General features: G+C 57.9%; 19 protein-coding genes. 7 read left to right on the top strand and 12 right to left on the bottom strand.

From position 1 onward, the window contains the following. Positions 1-202: 202 nt before the first annotated feature. A complete protein-coding gene (rsmI, locus tag H6G07_RS15955; protein WP_073609070.1) occupies positions 203-1,081 on the top strand; it encodes a 16S rRNA (cytidine(1402)-2'-O)-methyltransferase in 879 nt (292 codons plus the stop codon). 34 nt (positions 1,082-1,115) lie between these two features. Here the strand turns inward: rsmI and vapC are convergent, their stop codons facing one another. From vapC to H6G07_RS15940, 3 genes are all read right to left on the bottom strand, one after another. Continuing rightward, positions 1,116-1,517: a type II toxin-antitoxin system VapC family toxin gene (gene vapC / locus H6G07_RS15950; protein ID WP_073609071.1), complete on the bottom strand. Its 402-nt coding sequence runs from the start codon at positions 1,515-1,517 to the stop codon at positions 1,116-1,118. Next, complete coding sequence (locus H6G07_RS15945) at positions 1,514-1,708, bottom strand: type II toxin-antitoxin system VapB family antitoxin (protein ID WP_073609072.1); 195 nt, start codon at positions 1,706-1,708, stop codon at positions 1,514-1,516. The genes vapC and H6G07_RS15945 overlap by 4 nt, the downstream gene beginning before the upstream one ends. Positions 1,709-1,863: 155 nt before the next feature. Continuing rightward, on the bottom strand, positions 1,864-2,985 hold the full coding sequence (locus tag H6G07_RS15940; protein WP_139297070.1) for a peptidase M42: 1,122 nt from the start codon (positions 2,983-2,985) through the stop codon (positions 1,864-1,866). 271 nt (positions 2,986-3,256) lie between these two features. On the opposite strand from H6G07_RS15940, the gene H6G07_RS15935 reads away from it, so the two are divergent. Genes H6G07_RS15935 through H6G07_RS15925 form a run of 3 tightly spaced genes read left to right on the top strand, consistent with a single transcriptional unit; the run spans position 3,257 to position 5,356 of the window. After that, on the top strand, positions 3,257-3,691 hold the full coding sequence (locus H6G07_RS15935; protein WP_073609073.1) for an RrF2 family transcriptional regulator: 435 nt from the start codon (positions 3,257-3,259) through the stop codon (positions 3,689-3,691). Positions 3,692-3,700: 9 nt separating this feature from the next. Then, positions 3,701-4,663, top strand: coding sequence for a cysteine synthase A (cysK, locus tag H6G07_RS15930; protein ID WP_073609074.1), 963 nt, complete (start codon positions 3,701-3,703; stop codon positions 4,661-4,663). Positions 4,664-4,693: 30 nt separating this feature from the next. Continuing rightward, positions 4,694-5,356, top strand: a complete 663-nt coding sequence (locus tag H6G07_RS15925; protein ID WP_073609075.1) for an endonuclease III domain-containing protein — start codon at positions 4,694-4,696, stop codon at positions 5,354-5,356. Here the strand turns inward: H6G07_RS15925 and H6G07_RS15920 are convergent. From H6G07_RS15920 to H6G07_RS15910, 3 genes are all read right to left on the bottom strand, one after another. Beyond that, entirely contained in the window at positions 5,353-5,928 is a 576-nt protein-coding gene (locus H6G07_RS15920) for a Uma2 family endonuclease (RefSeq protein WP_073609076.1), read from the bottom strand. The two genes, H6G07_RS15925 and H6G07_RS15920, sit on opposite strands and share 4 nt — an antisense overlap. A 97-nt stretch (positions 5,929-6,025) precedes the next feature. Beyond that, a complete protein-coding gene (locus H6G07_RS15915; protein WP_073609077.1) occupies positions 6,026-7,018 on the bottom strand; it encodes an endonuclease/exonuclease/phosphatase family protein in 993 nt (330 codons plus the stop codon). A 178-nt stretch (positions 7,019-7,196) separates the two neighbouring features. Next, on the bottom strand, positions 7,197-10,457 hold the full coding sequence (locus H6G07_RS15910; RefSeq protein WP_171973028.1) for a glycoside hydrolase family 15 protein: 3,261 nt from the start codon (positions 10,455-10,457) through the stop codon (positions 7,197-7,199). Positions 10,458-10,698: 241 nt separating this feature from the next. On the opposite strand from H6G07_RS15910, the gene H6G07_RS15905 reads away from it, so the two are divergent. Then, positions 10,699-11,139: a DUF29 domain-containing protein gene (locus H6G07_RS15905; protein WP_073609078.1), complete on the top strand. Its 441-nt coding sequence runs from the start codon at positions 10,699-10,701 to the stop codon at positions 11,137-11,139. Positions 11,140-11,215: 76 nt separating this feature from the next. Here the strand turns inward: H6G07_RS15905 and H6G07_RS15900 are convergent, their stop codons facing one another. Together H6G07_RS15900 and H6G07_RS15895 are read right to left on the bottom strand one after the other, a co-directional pair. Next, the gene (locus tag H6G07_RS15900; RefSeq protein ID WP_073609079.1) at positions 11,216-12,124 is read right to left on the bottom strand and encodes an alpha/beta fold hydrolase; all 909 of its coding nucleotides are present in this window, start codon (positions 12,122-12,124) and stop codon (positions 11,216-11,218) included. 58 nt (positions 12,125-12,182) lie between these two features. Continuing rightward, positions 12,183-12,989, bottom strand: a complete 807-nt coding sequence (locus H6G07_RS15895) for a FecR domain-containing protein (RefSeq protein WP_084173228.1) — start codon at positions 12,987-12,989, stop codon at positions 12,183-12,185. A 175-nt stretch (positions 12,990-13,164) separates the two neighbouring features. Between H6G07_RS15895 and H6G07_RS15890 the strand changes: the two genes are divergently transcribed. Both H6G07_RS15890 and H6G07_RS15885 read left to right on the top strand, forming a co-directional pair. Next, the gene (locus H6G07_RS15890) at positions 13,165-13,602 is read left to right on the top strand and encodes a tetratricopeptide repeat protein (protein WP_073609081.1); all 438 of its coding nucleotides are present in this window, start codon (positions 13,165-13,167) and stop codon (positions 13,600-13,602) included. 9 nt (positions 13,603-13,611) lie between these two features. After that, a complete protein-coding gene (locus tag H6G07_RS15885) occupies positions 13,612-14,439 on the top strand; it encodes a TlyA family RNA methyltransferase (RefSeq protein WP_073609082.1) in 828 nt (275 codons plus the stop codon). A 73-nt stretch (positions 14,440-14,512) separates the two neighbouring features. Here H6G07_RS15885 and H6G07_RS15880 read toward each other — a convergent pair whose 3' ends face one another. The 4 genes from H6G07_RS15880 to H6G07_RS15865 all read right to left on the bottom strand — a co-directional run bounded on the left by H6G07_RS15880 (position 14,513) and on the right by H6G07_RS15865 (position 18,162). Beyond that, a complete protein-coding gene (locus tag H6G07_RS15880; protein ID WP_073609083.1) occupies positions 14,513-15,505 on the bottom strand; it encodes a glutathione S-transferase family protein in 993 nt (330 codons plus the stop codon). A gap of 114 nt (positions 15,506-15,619) precedes the next feature. Then, a complete protein-coding gene (locus H6G07_RS15875; RefSeq protein ID WP_073609084.1) occupies positions 15,620-16,396 on the bottom strand; it encodes a DODA-type extradiol aromatic ring-opening family dioxygenase in 777 nt (258 codons plus the stop codon). A 79-nt stretch (positions 16,397-16,475) separates the two neighbouring features. Beyond that, positions 16,476-16,886 carry an ACT domain-containing protein gene (locus tag H6G07_RS15870; protein WP_073609085.1) on the bottom strand — a complete coding sequence of 137 codons (411 nt, stop codon included), beginning with the start codon at positions 16,884-16,886 and terminating at the stop codon, positions 16,476-16,478. Between the two features lie 55 nt (positions 16,887-16,941). Next, the gene (locus H6G07_RS15865) at positions 16,942-18,162 is read right to left on the bottom strand and encodes a sensor histidine kinase (protein ID WP_244901931.1); all 1,221 of its coding nucleotides are present in this window, start codon (positions 18,160-18,162) and stop codon (positions 16,942-16,944) included. Positions 18,163-18,177 lie beyond the last annotated feature (15 nt).

Below are 18,177 nucleotides of genomic sequence, written 5' to 3'. Positions count from 1 at the left end.
CTTTGCACTGACTCAACCACTGCTGTTTAGTATGGCTCACCCAAGGCCAGGGGCGATTGCTCTGCGGGCAGGTTTAAAACATCATTCTTCAAGCGGCTCTCCTGTCGCTGCCCGATCGCGCTTTAATGCAAGAACCCCTAACCCGCCAACCGTCTAACTTGCCAACGCTACACTAACCTCTTAGCCCCCACCGCCACCGCCCATGCCTCCGGCCTCCGACTCTGATCCCAAACCTGGCCATCTCTACGTGGTGGGCACGCCTTTAGGCAACCTCGAAGATATGACCTTTCGAGCGGTGCGAATGTTGCAGGCAGTCGATCTGATTGCCGCCGAAGACACCCGCCACACGGGCAAGCTGCTGGCGCATTTTCAAATCACCACGCCGCAGATTAGCTACCACGAGCACAACCGCCACAGCCGCATTGGCGAGGTGCTACACCACCTGCAAGCGCGGCAGCACGCCGTTGCCCTAGTGTCAGATGCGGGGATGCCGGGAATTTCTGACCCCGGCTATGAACTGATTGCGGCCTGCGTGGAGGCTGAGATTCCGGTGATCCCCATTCCGGGGTCAACGGCGGCAATTACGGCGCTGTGTGTGGCGGGGTTGCCCAGCGATCGCTTCGTCTTTGAGGGCTTTTTGCCCCTCAAGGGTAAGGAAAGAACCGCGCGACTAGAGGCGATCGCCCAGGAAAATCGCACCATCTTGCTCTACGAAGCGCCCCACAAGCTGATCAAAACCCTGGAGGATCTGGTGGCTGCTTTGGGGGGCGATCGCCCCGTCACCCTGGGCCGCGAACTGACCAAACGCTTTGAAGAATTTTGGCGCGGCACCCTGGGCGACGCCCTGGCACACTACCAGGCTGAAGCCCCCAAGGGCGAATTTACCGTCGTGATTCAGGGCGCATCTCGCGAAGCGCCCGTCCTTTCAAATGAAGCCATCAGGGCAGAACTAGAACAGCTGCTGCGCCAGGGTATGTCTCGGGCCGATGCCAGCCGCCAGCTCGCCAAAGCCACCGGACAATCCAAGAAAGCAATCTACCAGCTTTCCCTCGGCATTGATAGCGATGGATTCCCAAACTAGCAGCTGGATAGCCATCCCCGACGCTGGCCTTTTGTCATTCGGGCATTCGTACCGCATTGAGGCCAAGATGCTGCACAAAGGGGATGAAATCGCGATCGGAGAACAAGAGGGCGTGCTTCGCTTCAATGCAAAAGGTGGCAATAATCACGTCGACGGTTCTTCGTACTGTGATGCCTCGTTTGCGAAGGGTACGAAAGTTATCGGCGCTGTTGATAGCTAAGTCAGTATTGATTAGCTGAAATATAGTCAGTGAGGTAAGGATTTGCTTGGCTGTGACATAGTCTGCATCTTGGCGGAATCCCTGCAAGACCTCCGTCAGGATTATGTCGCCAATGGCTAACGGTTGCGTACTGAGAAGCTGATCAAGCAGCTCGACCTGGGGTGTATTTTGACCGTTGAAGTAGTCAATCCACACGCTGGAACCAACCAAGATCATGGGTCTGTTCTCGCAGCACCTAGGTCACCATCCCAAGGTAACTGGCCCCGAAAGGTTTTGATAGTTTCCTGCCGTTTGATTTGAATCAACAGCTTTAAGGCGAGTTCGACCACCTTATCTGTGGTTTCTAGCCCAGTCGCCCGCAAGGCATCGGCAACCAAAGCATCATCAATTTCGATATTCGTTTTCATGATTGCAGCTTTACCAGGCTCTGCTAGTTTCTAGACCACTGTTCTCTTCGACTCCGCTCAAAGAACGGTTACGGTTTGCCAGTATTAGCCCTATTATGGCCTGTGCAGCTTTTGGCGAGAAACTGAGGTTTTGTAACAACCTTAAAGCCCCTGGGTTAGTCAAGATAGGTCTGCAACAGGCGAATTACCGCCGCCACCGAAGCCAGCGACGCGGTCTCGGTGGCGGTGTGGTATTCGGTGGTAGGAATTTGCAGCGTGGTGCCGGTCACTGATCCTTCTGTCGCTGCTGTCAGACGGCCCATCTCGGTGCGGCCCAAAGAGTAGGGCTTGAGGCGGCTCAGGTTTTGGGCAGCGATGTAGTCGTCTTTGTAGCTGTAGGCAAGGCCGAGCTGATCGCAGCGATCGGCCAGCTCTTGGGTAATGCCGGGGGCAAAGTCGGCGCTGGCGTCTTTGCGGCGCAGGGTGACGAGCTGCTCGTCGGCGGCCTCGCGGCTGTGGTAGGGGCTGGTGTCGAGGGCGACCAACCGCTGGGTCGCGATGCGCTGCCGCTGAAACCACGACAGGGCGTAGCGCCAGCTGCGACCCGACTCTTCCTGGGCGGTGAACAGGGCGGTGCCCTCAAACCCACAGCGAAACAGAAAAATAATGATGGCGGCGCTAATCACATTGTCGAGCTGAGCCGAAATGTAGCCATCCTTAAATTGCAGACGGTCTAAGAACGAGATCGGGGTGCCGGGCTGAAGGTAGTCAAGCCCATCGACCTCAAAGATCAGGTTCTTGCGCTCGGGGCAAATGTAGGAGTTGGTGATGATTCCCTGGCCGATGTAGGTGCCGGTGTAGGGCAGGTGGGCCTGCACCCGCTGCCCCTGAAAGCGGTTTTCGATGGTGTGCAGCATCTGCTCTGAAACCGAGTCGCCGGTTAGCTCGCCCTGGTTGCCCGCGATGAAAGCGGCATACTGAAACTCGTTGGGGCCGGTGCAGAGCAGGCCGTGGCGATCGATGTGGGCCGACAGCATCAGGTCGTGGGGGCGGCGACCCTGGGCCACCAAGACGCCGTGGTAGTAGCTGACCTCGGCCCCCACCTCGTCTAGCTCGCGCCGCAACACCCGAAAAAACGAGTCTTCGCTGCCGACCACCGAGGGCTCGCGAATCAAAAATTGCAGAATTTCCAGAAAATCGGCTAAGCCCTCTAGGGGCACTGGGGAAGCGGTTGGAGCAGCCGGGGCAGAAGCCGTAGGGCCAACGAGTTGATCAACAACCAGATGCAGTGGGCTCATTGAGAAGGGCCTGCCAGAGGTTTGCCTGCGGTGCTGAAGCCGTGACTGGGAGGAGGGCGCTGGGGCGATGGTCTGGGGAGTAAGTGCGATCGCCCCTATATCTATGTATCCCAGAACACCTTCTGCCTCCCAGCACAGTACCCCGAAGCCCTATGACGTTTAGTGAAGCCCAATACAAATCCAGCAGTTTTTTCGCGATCGCACAATCCTGCAAACCCCAGTGGAGAACCGGAGTATAATAAACCGTATCGCTCTTTACCCCGCCCGCCCTGTGGATTTGTCTTCTAAAAGTGAATACGCTCTGCTAGCGCTGCTAGAGCTGAGCCCCCACTATGCCAGCGGCGAGCCGCTGCAAATTCGGCAGATTGCCAGCCAGCAGAATATTCCCGATCGCTATCTGGAACAACTGCTGGCCACCCTGCGCCGGGCGGGCCTGGTCAAGAGCCAGCGGGGCGCGCGCGGGGGCTATCTGCTAGCCCGTGATCCGTGGAAGATTACCCTCTATGATGTGGTGAGCTGCATCGAAGGGTTTGAGCCCCAGGCCGACCCCACCCAGGTGTCTAACACGCCAGAAGCGCAGGTGATTCAAGGTGTGTGGGGAGAGGTGCGCCAGGCCGCCGAGGGGGTGCTGCACAAGTACACCCTGCAAGACATGGTCGAAAAGCGCAACGCCCAACAGCAAGTCGACATTATGTATTACATCTAGGCCAGGCCCATGCGAATTGCCGAAAACGTGACTCAACTAATTGGCCGCACCCCCCTGGTGCAGCTCAACCGCATTCCCCAAGAGGCCGGCTGCCTAGCCCGGCTAGTGATCAAGCTAGAGGGCATGAACCCCTCAGCCTCGGTCAAAGACCGCATTGGCATCAATATGATCGAGGCCGCCGAAGCCGAAGGGCTGATCACTCCCGGAAAAACCACCCTGGTCGAGCCCACCTCGGGCAACACCGGCATTGCTCTAGCCATGGCGGCGGCAGCGAAGGGCTATCGCCTGATTCTCACCATGCCTGAAACTATGAGTTCCGAGCGGCGGGCCATGCTGCGGGCCTACGGGGCCGAGCTAGAGCTGACCCCCGGCGTGGCGGGCATGTCGGGCTGCATTCAGCGGGCGCAGGATATTCTCGATAGCCTGCCCGATGCCTACATGCTGCAACAGTTTCGCAACCCGGCCAACCCCGATATTCACCGCCGCACCACTGCTGAAGAAATTTGGGCTGACACCGATGGCCAGGTCGATATTTTGGTGGCGGGTGTAGGCACGGGCGGCACGATTACTGGCGTAGCCGATGTACTGAAGCAGCGCAAGCCGGGGTTTAAGGCGATCGCCGTCGAACCCATCAACAGCCCCGTGCTCTCGGGTGGGCGACCCGGCTCCCACAAGATTCAGGGCATTGGGGCAGGGTTTGTGCCCGAAGTGCTGAACGTAGCTCTGATCGACGAGGTGGTGCAGGTGTCCGATGAGGATGCGATCGCCTACGGTCGCCGCCTCGCCCGCGAAGAGGGTCTGCTCTCGGGCATTTCCACCGGGGCCGCCGTCAAGGCTGCCGTGGAGGTAGGCCTGCGACCCGAAAACGACGGCAAGCTGATTGTAATCATTCAGCCCAGCTTTGGCGAGCGCTACCTGAGCACGCCGCTGTTCCAAGACCCCGAGCTAATGGCTCCCCTGGTGATGAGCTAGTTTCGCTGAGTTCTGCATCTCTGTAGCGTCGTGACTGCTAAGGAGTTTGATATCGATCGGGCGATCGCCCTGCTGCGCGAGGCAGTGGCCCCGTTTCCCAAAGCCGCTATGTTTCAACTGGCGGAGGAGGGCTTTGACACGGTCTACGAGCAGCTCGTCGCCTGCATTATTTCCATTCGCACCTACGATGAGGTGAGCGTGCCGGTGGCGCAGCGGTTGTTTGCAAGGGCGCGATCGCCAGAGCAAATGGTCGGGCTAGAGGTAGAAGAGATTTTGGCCTTGATTCAAGGGTCTACCTTTGCCGAGAACAAAGCTCCACAGATCCACCAAATTTCTCAGCAAATTTTGGCTGAGCTGGACGGCAACCTGCCCGCCGACCCCGAGGTGTTGATGCAGTTCAAAGGGGTGGGGCCGAAGTGTGCCCACCTGGCGCTGGGGGTGGCGTTGGGCTACCCCTGCATCAGTGTCGATGTGCATGTGCACCGGGTCACCAACCGCTGGGGCTACGTGCAAACCAAGTCGCCCGAAAAGACGATGACGGCCCTGGAAGCTAAACTGCCGCAACCCTACTGGGTTGAGATCAACCAGTTACTGGTGCCCTTTGGCAAACACATCTGCACGGGCGATCGGCCTAAGTGTGGGCGCTGCCCCCTAGCCAATATGTGCGCTCAGGTGGGAGTCGCGCGGAGTTAGGCCTCAAAGGCTTCAAGAACAACATCGGCATAGATCTCAGCCATTGAAACAGTAACTCCGACACTGGTTAGCTGAATCTCGTCGTTTTCTTGATGGGGAATAAACATCCAGTTGCCCTGAGCGTCGCGCCGAAATATCTCAACTGTTTTGCTCTCTGAGCCGACTAGAACGTATTCCTGAAGGGTTTCGAGGCGTCGGTAGAGGGCGAATTTACCGCCTCGGTCGTAAGCCTCGGTACTGGGAGAAATGACTTCTACAATTAAGCAGGGGTAGCGGGAAAACTTTTGAGCCGTGCGATCTCGATCGTCACAGGTCACGCTGATGTCGGGATAAACAAACGGGCCATTGTCAGTGATACCGACCTTGGCATCAGAGTTTCTGACTTTGCAACGTCCGCGCAGCTGCGATCGCAAAAGACTGGCAATATTCAAAGCAATATCGGCATGGGGCAGCGAGCCCCCCGCCATGGCAAAAACGTCACCATCAAAATACTCGTACCGCAACTCCTGTTGGGCTTCCCACTCAAAATAAGCTTGCGGCGTTAAAGAGGGGTATTGAGAAGTAGAAACCATGGGTAGCCGCCTGACTAAAACCCTGCGACTCTAGTATAGACAGGGCACTATCGCTCTTCAGCAATCTGGGTCGGGGACGAACAGTTGAAATTACCGCTCAGCGCAGCCGCACCTGAGCCTGTATGGGTAGGTGGTCTGATGCCTGGGCCGCCTCGGCGACGACTTCGGCAGCTACCACTTCTAGGGTGGCGGGGGTGTAAAAGATGTAGTCGAGAACGTCCTGGGGCTGGTCAGACGGAAAGGTAAATGACGACGGAGCGGTGGGCAGGGCCGAGGCCAGCACCGGGGAGTCGAGCAGGATGCCAATCGATCGCGGCTCGTCGCCCTCGTCGCGGTTGAGGCTGCTGTTGAAGTCGCCCACCAGCAAAACGGGGTAGTCCTTGGCGTAGCCCTCGGCTAACTCGCGCACCACCTGAGTTTGACGGGTGCGGGTAGGGGCGTCAAACGCTTCGAGGTGAACGTTGATCACGATCAGTGTTTGGTCGGAGACGTCGATTTCGGTGACTTGGGCGACGCGATCGAGGTACAGCGCATTGTAGTAAAACGGATTCGTGGGCACCTTTTCTAGCACTAGCCGTTCATTGCGGCGAATGGGGTAGCGGCTGAGCACGGCCTGCCCCGAGATCACCTGTTTGTAGTGAGCCTGGGGTGGCCAGTAGGGAAAGGGCACGTAGCGTTTGTCCCAGTTGACGGCGATCGCCCCAAAGGCCATCTCCAGCGCCGCCGAAACCGCGTACTGCTGGTTGAGGTTAAACGAGCGGTAGGCGTCGAAGTCGATTTCTTGCAGCGCCAGAATATCGGGTTGGCGAGTTTTTAGGGCCGCGATCGCCGTGGCCTGGTTCGCCTCAAACAGGGTTTTGTCCCGCTCGACCGCCTGCTGGTTGGTCAGCCCCGACAGGTAGCCAATGTTGTAGCTGACTACGCTAAGCTGCTCAGGGTTAGCGGTGCCGGGCGGGTAGGCCTCATAGGTGAGCAGATTGTCGTAGTCAGCCTCATTACCGTTAGGCGAGCTAATGTAAGCGAAGGTGCCTGCCAGGGCCACTAGCGGCAGTCCCAGCGCTAGCGATACAGCGACAAAAACAGTTTTCATTGATTTAATTCGCTGGCATATTCCATTGGGGTACAAGCCTCAACCCTAGAGATCATACGGTTCTCTTGCCTTAACCTCTCACTGTTTTTAGAGCAAGAAGATCCCAGGAGTCTACAGTCATTGCCGATGGTTTCAGGGTTTAGGGCCAGAACCCTGGGGTCTAGGGCAGGCAGTAACTTTATGCCACGTCTTCCACAGCCTCAGAACCGGTCTCGGTTTCACCTAGCACCGTGAGGAACTGAAGCCCCATGGCAATATAGGTGGCGCACTGGGTCGGCGGTAGCCGATAAAACGCCTGCCAGGCAGCGGCTTTCTCGGATTCGTAGAAGGCGGCGCGATCGGGCTGGTGGTCGAGCCAGCCAAGGCGGACGGCGTGGCCGATCAGCACATCGAGATAGATGTGGTCTTCAAAGTAGAGATCGGGGTTGACCTTAAAAATTTCGCCCATTTCGCGCAGGGCTTCGAGGTTGACATGGCGGTATTCGGGAGCCTGAATCTTGTTTAGCAGGTGGGTGATGCGGCGCTCAAAGTTTTGCTCACCGGGGGTCATTTCGGAGAGGATGCGATCGCTATCCAACCTATTCTTGCGGTCAAACTTATTGCCGATCACGATTCCCCTAGAGTGCTTCAGCACCTCCCACACCTGGGTATAAAACTCCTCCGAGATGCGGGCGATTTCGCCGTCGATCACCCGCTTACGCCACCAGTCGTGGGCAGTGGGTGCTTCGGCTTCTTCGGCGGCGGGCTCAATGTCAGTGGGCACCACCTGCCAGTTGATCGGATTGTGGGGCTTAACGTGCAGTGACTCGCGGCGAAAGATCGACTGATTGAGCCCGTCGAACCCGGCCAGCACCTGGCGCAGGCGAGTCTTGAGTTCAAAGGGGCTGAGGTCGATTAGCTGACCGTAGGCCTCGTCTTGGGTAATGCCTCGCTCGCGGGCTAGCTCGCTGGTGATCAGCAGCAGCAGGTAGCCCACTCGCAGGGTCATCAACCCTTTGAAGAGGGAAGGCTCGGCTTTGATCAAAATGCTGAGGTCGATCAGCACCTCCTGGGTGAGCACATGGTCACGCACGTCGTCGCCGCAGAAGGTGCGAATTTTATCGACGATCTCGCTGTGGCCCATGGGCTCACTGATCAGCGATTCCTCGCTATAGGATTTGCCTACGGAGATTTGCTTCTGGCGCACCAGCAGCTCAGTCACCGCATCCGACAGGGTAATGTCGGCCTTCTCTAGCAAACCGGCGGCGCGGCGCAGGATGCCCCACTGCTCTAGCTGACTGGCCTTGGCATAAACCTCATCCAGCAGGTCTTCGACGGTGATCACGTGGTTGGGGCCGCCAAAGCCCGTGTTAAAGCCGCTGCCGTGCAAATGCTTGAGGGTAGCCAGCAGCTCTAGCTGCTCGTAGATGTTGTTTGACTCGCGCAGCTGGGTGAGCAGGCGATCGAGGTTGGTTTCGTTCTCTAGGGTGTATTCTTCGAGCAGCGATAGGGGGCCGTCGCGATCGGGCTCAAAGCCCAGGTAGGCTGTCCACAGGGGAGTGTAGCCCACGGAGGTGCTGCCCAACTGGTAGCCGTTGACATTTTCGACCCGCTCTAGGCTGGTGGTCATCATCAGCTGGTGCAGGGGGCCGAGCTTGACCGGGACATGATCGCAGCGATCGTCCTGCAGCTCGTGCATTAGCGCCATCAGCGGCGAATCGTAAATCGGTTTATGACCCAGCTCAAACATGGCGTGAGTCAGCAGCAGCGTCACGGTGGGCCGTCCTGGCTCGCGCCAGTGGTCGTAGATGTAGGCCAGCTCGCTGCGAATTTGGGCGACGAGAAAGTGATAGTCGAGGGTGAGATAAAACCGCTGCTGGTCTAAGAACGACGGCAAAAACACCACCGACGTGCCCTTGATGCGAAAGATGCGCGAGGTGGTTAGGCTGCGCAGCCGCCGCACCGGACGACCGCTGAGGTCTAGCTTGTCGTTCTTGCCAATTTCGGAGTAGATCGACGACAGCTCAGTGGCGGGAAACACCTGCACCGGGTCGATCTCTTCGAGGGTTTGGGTGGGCAGGCCGTAGGTGGCCAGCTCCGTTTGCAGGGCCTTGTCTTCGGCTAGCAGCGCCACTTGCACCACCGGGTAGCGGTGGTCGCCCAGAGCGCGGTGCCGTCCTAGGGGGTCAATGTCGCTGGGTTTGAGCAGCCCATCTTGCAGCAGCTGACCCAGCAGGTAGAGGCTCTGGGCCCACACCAGGGGCAGGTTGTCGTTGGGCAGGCGGGGCTGGCTGCCGGGTTTGGCCCGCTCGGCTGTCAGGCTGTCTTCGGGTACGTAGTACAGCTCGGGTAGCAGGCCCACCCCGTTGCGCTCGACCTCCAGGGCCTTCAGTCGCTCTTGGTAAAACTGGATCTGGTCTTTGTCTCCAGCAAACAGACTATCTAGCCACAGATAGGTAAAAAACAGCGGCCACTCGCACTCGATGTGCTCAAACTGCCGCAGTTCCTCCGGCTCGTAGTGCAGGCGGTGGGTGTCTTCAATCACCGTTTGGTGGCCGTCGCGCAAAAACCGCTTGCAGCCGTAGGGGCCTTGCAGCTTGTCGATAATTTTTTGCCGGGTCTTTTGGGCCAGTTGCTCGTCGTCGATCGCAAAAGCCGGATAGCCCACCACGCTCAGCAGCGCCGCATCAATTTCCTTCGACCCCGACTCACGGGGCAGCAGCGACTCCAGGGTAATGCGGGCGCGGGCAATTTCATCGGTGAGCACGTGAATCGTGGAGGACTGCCCGCCGCGCATGCCAAATAGGTTAAACCCCCGCAGCGCCTCTAAAGCCGCCTTGGCCATCCCCACAGAGCTGGCGTTGAGCTCGGGCTTGCCATGGTTCATTTTGTTGCCCCGTTCCCAAATGCCGTAGTCAGAGGTGCGGTAGGCGCGGCCAATGTAATAGACCAGATTTTGCACAAAGTTGACTTCATCTTGGGTGTAGATGATTTGCAGCCCCGAGGCCGTCATCTGGGCCAGCATGAGCAAAAACACTGAGGTGGCGTCGATTTGCAGGTGGCCCCACTCGTCATCCGCCACTACCGGTAGCCCAGTGCCGGTGTCGTACTTGGCGTGCAGCGCCTGAAGCGGATCCTGTCGTTCTTTAAAGTGCTCAACTTTTTTGGCCTGGCGCAGCATAGCCTGAAGCAGGCCGCGCATGAGCTTGACAACGCTCTGCTCTAGCTCCACCGTGCGGCCCCGGTCGTCGTCGAGGTGGCGGTAGGCCAGCCCCACTCCCCACACTGCCAGAATGCTGTAGACGTTGTCGCGCACCCAGGCGTCGGTGTAGTCACCATGCACATTCACTGCCGTGCTGGCGGGCAAGAGGCCGCTAACCGGGTGCTGCCGCGACAAAATCACGGTTTTGACCTGCTGATAGTAGCGATCGAGCCGCTCCTGAAGGGAAGCTGAAGACATAGACAGTGGCGGTAGGAACAACGGCGGACAGTGAAAGTTAATCGGGTTTTAACCCACTCTAGGGGCGATCGGCCAGGGAATAGTCATGGAGATTACAGAATTCTGATGATCGAGTGTGGATCCTTGCTAGGCATAGGTCTGAAATACTTCCTTTGCGCTGGCTGGTGGCGAATTCATAAGACACTGTATGTGCCGCTGTCAGTGCTCTTAAAATTAGGAAAAACCCAGCACAGCATTGCCCATGCAAACCACCACTCTCTACGCGCAAGACTTCTACGCCTGGACTCAGCGTCAGGCTGCACTGCTGCGCACCGGTCAGCTGGGGGAACTCGATGTTGAGAATCTGATTGAGGAGATCGAATCATTGGGTCGGCAGGAGCGGCAGGAGTTGCGTAATCGATTGGGGGTGCTGCTGGGGCATCTGCTCAAGTGGCATTATCAGCCTGAGTCTCGATCTAAGAGCTGGGTTTATACCATCAAAGAGCAGCGCCAGGAGATTCAGCGTCACCTCAAAGAAAACCCTAGCTTAAAGCCCTACTTAAGAGAAGCGATCGCAGTGGGTTACGAGCAGGGGCTGAACCTGGTGGGCCGAGAAACACCGCTTGACCCTATATGCCTTCCTCAGGACTGCCCATTCTCAGAGATAGATATCTTTAAAGCCCCCATAGATTGGCATCCGTAGCTATGGCGAGAGTGGGAATCTCTCATTGAGCTTAAGTTTAGGGGACGATTCGCTAAGCGTTCGGGTTCGGAATTGCCTAAGCCACCGGTAAATCTTGTAGCCAGTCGATCAGCAGAGGGTTGACGACTTCGGGGCGCTCGTCGTGGGGGCAGTGGCCGGTATTGGCGATGCTGTGGAAGGTAACCAGGCTGGGGCGAGCTACATCTTCGGCCAGCTTGCGGTAGACCTGAGCGCCTTTGATCGGCGTCCAGGGATCGTTTTCGCCCCAGAGCACCAGGAGCGGTTGGGTGATCTGGGGCAGCAGTTCTTCGGGTTTTGGCCCCGGTGGTGCGGTAACGATCGCCGCAAATACCTTCTGCGCTGTGGGCTTGCAGGCGGGGGTGTAGATCATCTCGATCAGCTCGTCGGTGATGGCGGCGGAGTTGCGGTAGACCTGCCGGAGCGAGCTGCGAATGCGGCCCTTGCGGCGCACCTGGTTAAACACCAATGGCCCAATTCGGGGCGAACTCACCAGCCAGGTGAAGGTTCCCATGATCCAGGTCAGGGGTGGATAGAGTTCTTCGGGGCGGTGGTTGAGGCCCCCGGCGCAGTTGAGCACGGCCCCAGCCCTGGCTTTGTCGGGGTGGTTGGCCAGCATCATCAGAGTCAGCAGCCCGCCGATGGAATTGCCGACGTAGACAGCGGGGGTGTGGATGAACTCAGCCCAAAAGTCGGCCAGCAGGTCTTGCCAGAGGTCGAGGGTGTAGGGAATTTCGGGCTGGTCGGAATCGCCAAAGCCCAGGAGGTCGATCGCATAGACTCGGTGCCCAGCAGCGGCCAGGGCTGGAATATTTTTGCGCCAGTGGCCGAGGGAAGCGCCAAAACCATGGATGAGCACGATGGGTGTTCCTTCGCCTGCGACGGTATAGGCGATCGCATAGCTCCGCCACGTCCAGGTGTGCTTTTCAATTGACGCCAGCGAGAGGGAAACCAATTCAGCAACCATAGTCAGAGATGTAACGAAGTGTGACTATGTTTCATGATACAGGGGTTCGCCTAGGTCGTTAGTCAAGAGCCTCGACGGTGGCTTCAAGCTCAGATCGCGTCGGTAGCGGGCTGCTAAACCCGTTGATCAGCGGGCTTCCTTCCAAGCGCTCCTGAGCTGCGGCCCGATCGAGGGGCTGCACCTGCTGACTCAGCGCTTCGATATCTCGCTCACCCGGGTAGATAAATAGCTGCTCGCCACTGCTCAAAACCACCTCGTTCTCACCGTCAGCTAGCCGAAAGGCGACTTCTCCTTCCCAGGAAAAAATTTCGACCGGGGCATTGGGATCGTCGTCGATATTGACAAACACCGTGGTGCCGCGAATGCCGGCAATGCCTGCCGGGGTGACAATATCTATAGGCTCTGACAATGCGCCTTCAACCCAAGTAATCATTTGCCCAGAGTTGAGCTGGAGTTGGTTGGGTTGTAGGGTAAGGGACGCATTGCCGCCGATGCGAAACATTGCCCCAGTGACCAAGCCCACCTCGGCCAAAGCCTGATCGGCGGTGTGAATTTGGTCGCCGTAGGCCATGGTTTGATTGATTTGGGCTGGCTCAGGCTCGCCCTGGCCAAGGGTGACCGAGACGGGGTTGGCGACAATGGCTTGGATGGTGGCGATCGCGTCAGTTTGACCCTCAGAATCGGTTGCCGATTGTGTTTCCTGGGCTGGCTCAACGGGTGTCTCAGGGGTTGAGGCCTGCTCGCAGCCAGCGAGGGCCATGCCCCCTGCTATCAACAGGGCGATGGTTAGGGATTGGCCGTTGAGGGAGATGGTCTTTGAACGGCCCCTGAGGGCGATCGCGATTCCCCTTAAAACATATTGCATAGTTAGGGTGGGGCTAAGGGTCAGAGTGCTGTGTCATGTCTTTAGGTTATTCAGTTTGAGACGCTGATTTTCCGGCAAGGGGAGACAGCAAGTCGGTGATATGGTCGGTGTTGACCGCAGCTTTTAGCAGAGGCGTCTAAACGGTTTTGGGTCTACTTATTGGAGATTGAACCCTGTGGAACTGGTGATTTGGCTATCGGTGGTGCTGGCGGTGCTGGGCTTTGGCATGGGGGTAATGGTGTGGGCCTATCGCCGCCCCCTGGGCAATAGCGCCCTCTTCCCGGCTCCGGTGGTGGAGCTTTCTATGCCCATCGGTGATGACGCTAGAACTCAGTTTGAAGCGGGCTGTGCGGCCTTTGCTAGGGGCCGCTACCCCGCCGCCATTGACCAGTTCACTGCGGTGATGGTGGCCGAGCCTAACTGTGCCGAAGCCTTTCACAACGGTGGCTTGGCCTACGCCAACATGGGCACCGACGGGCAGGCCGTACAGGCGCTACTGAAAGCGAGCGAGCTGTACGATCGCCAAAGCACCAAGCCCCGGCTCGATCTGGTCAAGCAGCAGCTCGAACAAATCGCTAGCCGCCGGGGCCTCAAACCCAGCACCGCTGCCTAGGGAGCAATCATGGCTAAACAGCGCTTAGATGCCCTGCTGGTAGATCGGGGCTTATGCGAATCGCGGCAGCAGGCCCAGCGACTGATTCGCGCTGGAGAGGTGCAGGTGAACCACGCCGTGGTCGATAAACCAGGCACAGCCTTTGCCGAAGATGTAGAACTGCTGGTGAAGGCGCGATCGCCCTACGTCTCGCGCGGCGGCGAAAAGCTGGCCAAAGCCCTGGGCGAATTCCCGATTGAGCCCAAGGGACGGATTGCGCTGGATGGGGGAATTTCGACCGGCGGCTTTACCGACTGCCTGCTACAAGCCGGGGTTGAGCAGGTCTATGGCATCGATGTGGGCTATGGTCAGGTCGCCTGGGCGCTGCGCCAAGATCCGCGAGTGGTGCTGCGCGAGCGCACCAACCTGCGGCATCTCACTCCCGAGCAGCTCTACAGCGAGAATGATCCCCGCCCCGACTTGGGGGTGATGGATGTGTCGTTTATCTCGCTGACCAAGGTGCTGCCCGCTTTTTGGGCGCTGCTAGTGCCGCCGCGAGAAGTGGTGCTGCTGGTAAAACCCCAGTTTGAGGTGGGGCGCGATCGCGTCGGCAAAAAGGGCGTCGTGCGCGACCCTGGGGATCAGGCGGATGCGATCGCCAGCGTGCTGGCCTCGGCTCAGTCCCTCGGATGGGTTTACCAGGGGCTCACCTGGTCACCCTTGCTCGGCCCAGCGGGCAACATCGAATATCTGCTGTGGTTGAGCCAGACTGAGGCGAATGACGTGCGATCGGCAACCCCTGATCTAGCTGCCTTAAAGGCTCTAGCCACCAATGCTCGCCTGACATTGGGCGACTAGCGGCGCTACCTAGCTCTGCGGTGCATTGCTTCGCGAATGCACCCTACCAGAGCTAGGCGACTAGCGGCAAAACCTAGGCTGCGATCCCCTGCAAAGGCGCGGTCTGGTGATCTCGCCCATGGGGTGCCCCATAGTCGATCGCTGGCCCGGCAGGCACAATGCCGCTGGGGTTGAGTTCGGGCAAGCCCCCATAGTAAAGCTGCTTAACGTGCTCTGCGCTGCACCATTCAGCCACCCCCGGCTGCTGATACAGCTCGCGGCAGTAGCCCCACAGGTTGGGATAGTCTACCAAGCGCTTGAGGTTGGTCTTAAACAGCCCGTAGTAGGCCAAGTCAAACCGAAACAGGGTGGTAAACATGCACCAGTCGGCTAGGGTAATCTGGTCGCCCACCAGGTAGCGCTGCTGACTGAGAACACCCTCCCAGTGATCCAGCGCCTCAAACAGCTCGGTCACTGCGCCGTTGTAAGCATTTTGGGAAGCCGCGAAGCCGCTGCGGTAGACGCCGTTGTTGATCGGCTGGTAGATGGCATCCATCGCTGCATCAATCTGGGGGCGCAACGCTTCGGGGTAGAAGTCGCGCTGAGGAAACTTGGCAAACTCATTGAACTCAGAGTTCAGCATTTGAATGATCTGGCGCGACTCGTTGTTGACGATGGTTTGAGTCTGCCTATCCCACAGCACGGGCACGGTGACGCGGCCCGTGTAGTTGGCCTTAGCGCGGGTGTAAATCTGCCACAGATATTCCGCCCCGTAGAGGTTGTCGGGAATGCTGCCGAAGCGCTCTGAGAATTTCCAACCCTGGTCGCTGATGACCGGATCCACAATGGAGAGGCCGATCGCCCCTTGCAGACCTTTCAGCGATCGCAGCAGCACCGTGCGGTGCGCCCAGGGACAGCCCAACGATACATACAGGTGGTAGCGCCCCGGCTCGGCCTTAAAACCGCTGGAGCCATCCGCCGTCACCCGGTCGTGAAACAGGGTTGGCATGCGCTGAAATTCACCGGATTCGCTGCGTTCTGTCCATTCTGTAGACCATTTGCCGTCAATCAGTCTGCCGAGTGCCATGGGTGGTTCCTATAGGTAGGGGGTTGGGGAAAGTAGGGAGTATGAGGTTAAGAGGCGAGTTTTGAATTTTGAACTTTTAATTTTGAATTTGGGGATGAATTCAACACTCAAAACTCAAAACTGATCAAATTGATAGGCAGCCATGCTGAAGGCTCCGTAGGTGAAGCCGTGGTGGATTTGCTGGCCGGGGCCACCAGCACCGAGGGCCACGAACAGGGGCAGCAGGTGTTCTTCGCTGGGGTGGTTTTTGGCGGCGTGGGGGGCTTGCTGGCGATAGTCAAGCAGAGCTTGGATGTCGTTGGCGGCGATCGCCTCGGCCAGCCAGTCATCAAAGGCTGTGGCCCAAGCGGGCGGTGGGGCGTTGTAGCTGCCGTCAAAGGCCCCCAGGTTGTGGGTGGCGGCACCGCTGGCGAAAATCAGCACACCTTCATCACGCAGGGGGGCGAGGGCTTTGCCGAGTTGGTAATGGTGCAGCGGCGTTTCGTGGGGCTGAAGCGATAGCTGCACGACGGGGATGGTGGCCTCTGGGGCTGCCAAAATCAGCGGCGTCCAAACACCGTGGTCGAAGCCGCGATCGCAATTTACACGAGCCGAGAACCCGGCCTCAGCAAGCCTCGACATCACCTGCTCTGCCAGCTTTGGATTCCCTGGAGCGGGGTAAGTCAACTCGTAGAGCGCCTGGGAAAAACCGCCAAAGTCGTAGATGGTCTTGGGCTGCTTGGCGGCGCTGACCGTGGGCTGGGCCGTGAGCCAGTGGGCCGAAATGGCAAGGATTGCCTTTGGCTTGGGCAGGGTCTGCAAGAGCGATCGCAGAAAGTCCTGAGTCGGGCCAGCGCGGAGAGGCAGGTCGGGTGCCCCGTGGGAAATAAACAGACTGGGTAGGGAAGCCATAGTTTTGATCTAGATAGTTTTAACTAGAACTATCTGACATAAGACTAGCACTTCTGTTCTGAAACCGACAAGCCGATGCTTAAGAACCGTTGGTGCCGTTTTCTGCCACAAGCTCGTGGAGCAGGGCGATCGCAGTCTCAGCCTGGGCTACGGGCACAAACAGGTGGTCGTGGTAAAAGGCTGAAACGGGGTTGACGCTGATGCCGTGGCTAGCAAGTCGGGTGGCGATCGCTGCCAAAAACCCCACCGCCTCCAGGCTGGAATGCACTGACAGCGTGATCATGGCAAAGACCGCCGAGTAGGGCAGGCCTGCCGCCTCGGCCTGGTGTCGCGGCAAGATCAGCGTCATCCCTTCCTCTTCTCTAAAAAAACCAAGGGGGTCGAGGTCTTGACCGTTGAGGGATGGAAGGGTGCAAAACACATACTCCCCCTCGCGAAGAGTTGGTTGCATAGACGATAGCAGTCTCGTGAGATTGGTTTCTCCAGGCATCTGTTTCTACCTGCTGGTATGGCAACTCAGGCTGGGAGCTAGACGCTGGCGGTGGCTAACCCTGCCTAAGCTCAGGCTGGTCGATCGGCAAGAGTACTGTGAAGGTCGAGCCTTGGCCCGGCTGGGATGAGACTGAAATTTCGCCCTGCATCAGCTTCACTAGCTGGGCAACAATGGCTAGGCCTAAGCCGGTGCCCTGGTCACCATCAGGGGTGGGGCCGTGGCTAACCCGGTAGTAGGGTTCAAAAATATATTTTTGCTCAGCCGGGGGAATGCCGACGCCGCTGTCGGTGACGGTAATTGACCAGCGGCGATTGTCCTCTGAAGAGGCTTTACTCAGGGTCTCAGCCGCAATAGAGACATATCCCGTCTCGGTATAGCGAATCGCGTTGCTCAGCAGGTTGGTAATAATCTGCTGGAGGCGCAGGGGGTCGGTCTGCACTGCTGGAGGAATGCGATCGCAATTTACCAACAGCTCTAGACCCTTTGTGCGCACTAGCGGTTCAATGATTTCGATCACCGACTGAATCAACTCATGGGGTGCGATCGTCACCAGCTTGAGCTTGATCTGGCCGTCGCTTTTTTGCAGTTGCAGGGTATCGTTGATCAACCGCAGCAAAAGCCTTCCGCTGCGCAAGACGCGCTCAATGCTCTCTAAGTGAGCGTAAGAATCTTTGATTTCGGCCTGCTGCTGCTGGCGCAGAAATAGGTCGGCATAGCCAATAATTGAGGTCAACGGAGTTTTGAGTTCGTGGGTCAGTTTTGACATATTGTCGTGGCTGGCCCGCACCAGACGCGTCAGCTCTTGATTGGTGAGCTGCATCTGGGCTCTGAGCTGGTCTAACTCCTCCATGCGGGTTTGGGTATAGCTGTCAAAACAGCGGGCGATCGCCTCATCGATCACCGCATCAATCAATCGAATGGCCCACAGCACATCCTTGGGTTCAGCCTGCACCAGATCGGCCTCTAGCTCCGAGAAAATTACCGATCGCAGCAGACGATATTCGCGCGCAATTTCCGCCGGTTCAAACCCCTGCTCAGCGCGAATTAGACCATGTTCTAGACTGGCCTCATCGATCGTTTCAAAACCTTCCAGATCGCTGTTGGCCATCATGGCGGCAAGAGATTCGAGCACCTTGGGCAAACTGTCGCGCACTGCATTGAAGGTTAATTCGTTGGTGGCTTCAATCTGCTGATCGTCAAAAACCGCCTTAATCCACAACTCGATAATCGTGTCGCGTTTTTGATCCAAAATGGTGCTGAAATCGATCTTCACAGCATTCTTCGCAAC

The organism is Phormidium tenue FACHB-1052 (assembly GCF_014696675.1).
GTDB lineage: Bacteria > Cyanobacteriota > Cyanobacteriia > Phormidesmidales > Phormidesmidaceae > Nodosilinea > Nodosilinea tenuis_A.
The sequence above is the reverse complement of the archived record's forward strand: the minus strand, read 5'-3'. Positions and strand labels throughout refer to the sequence as shown.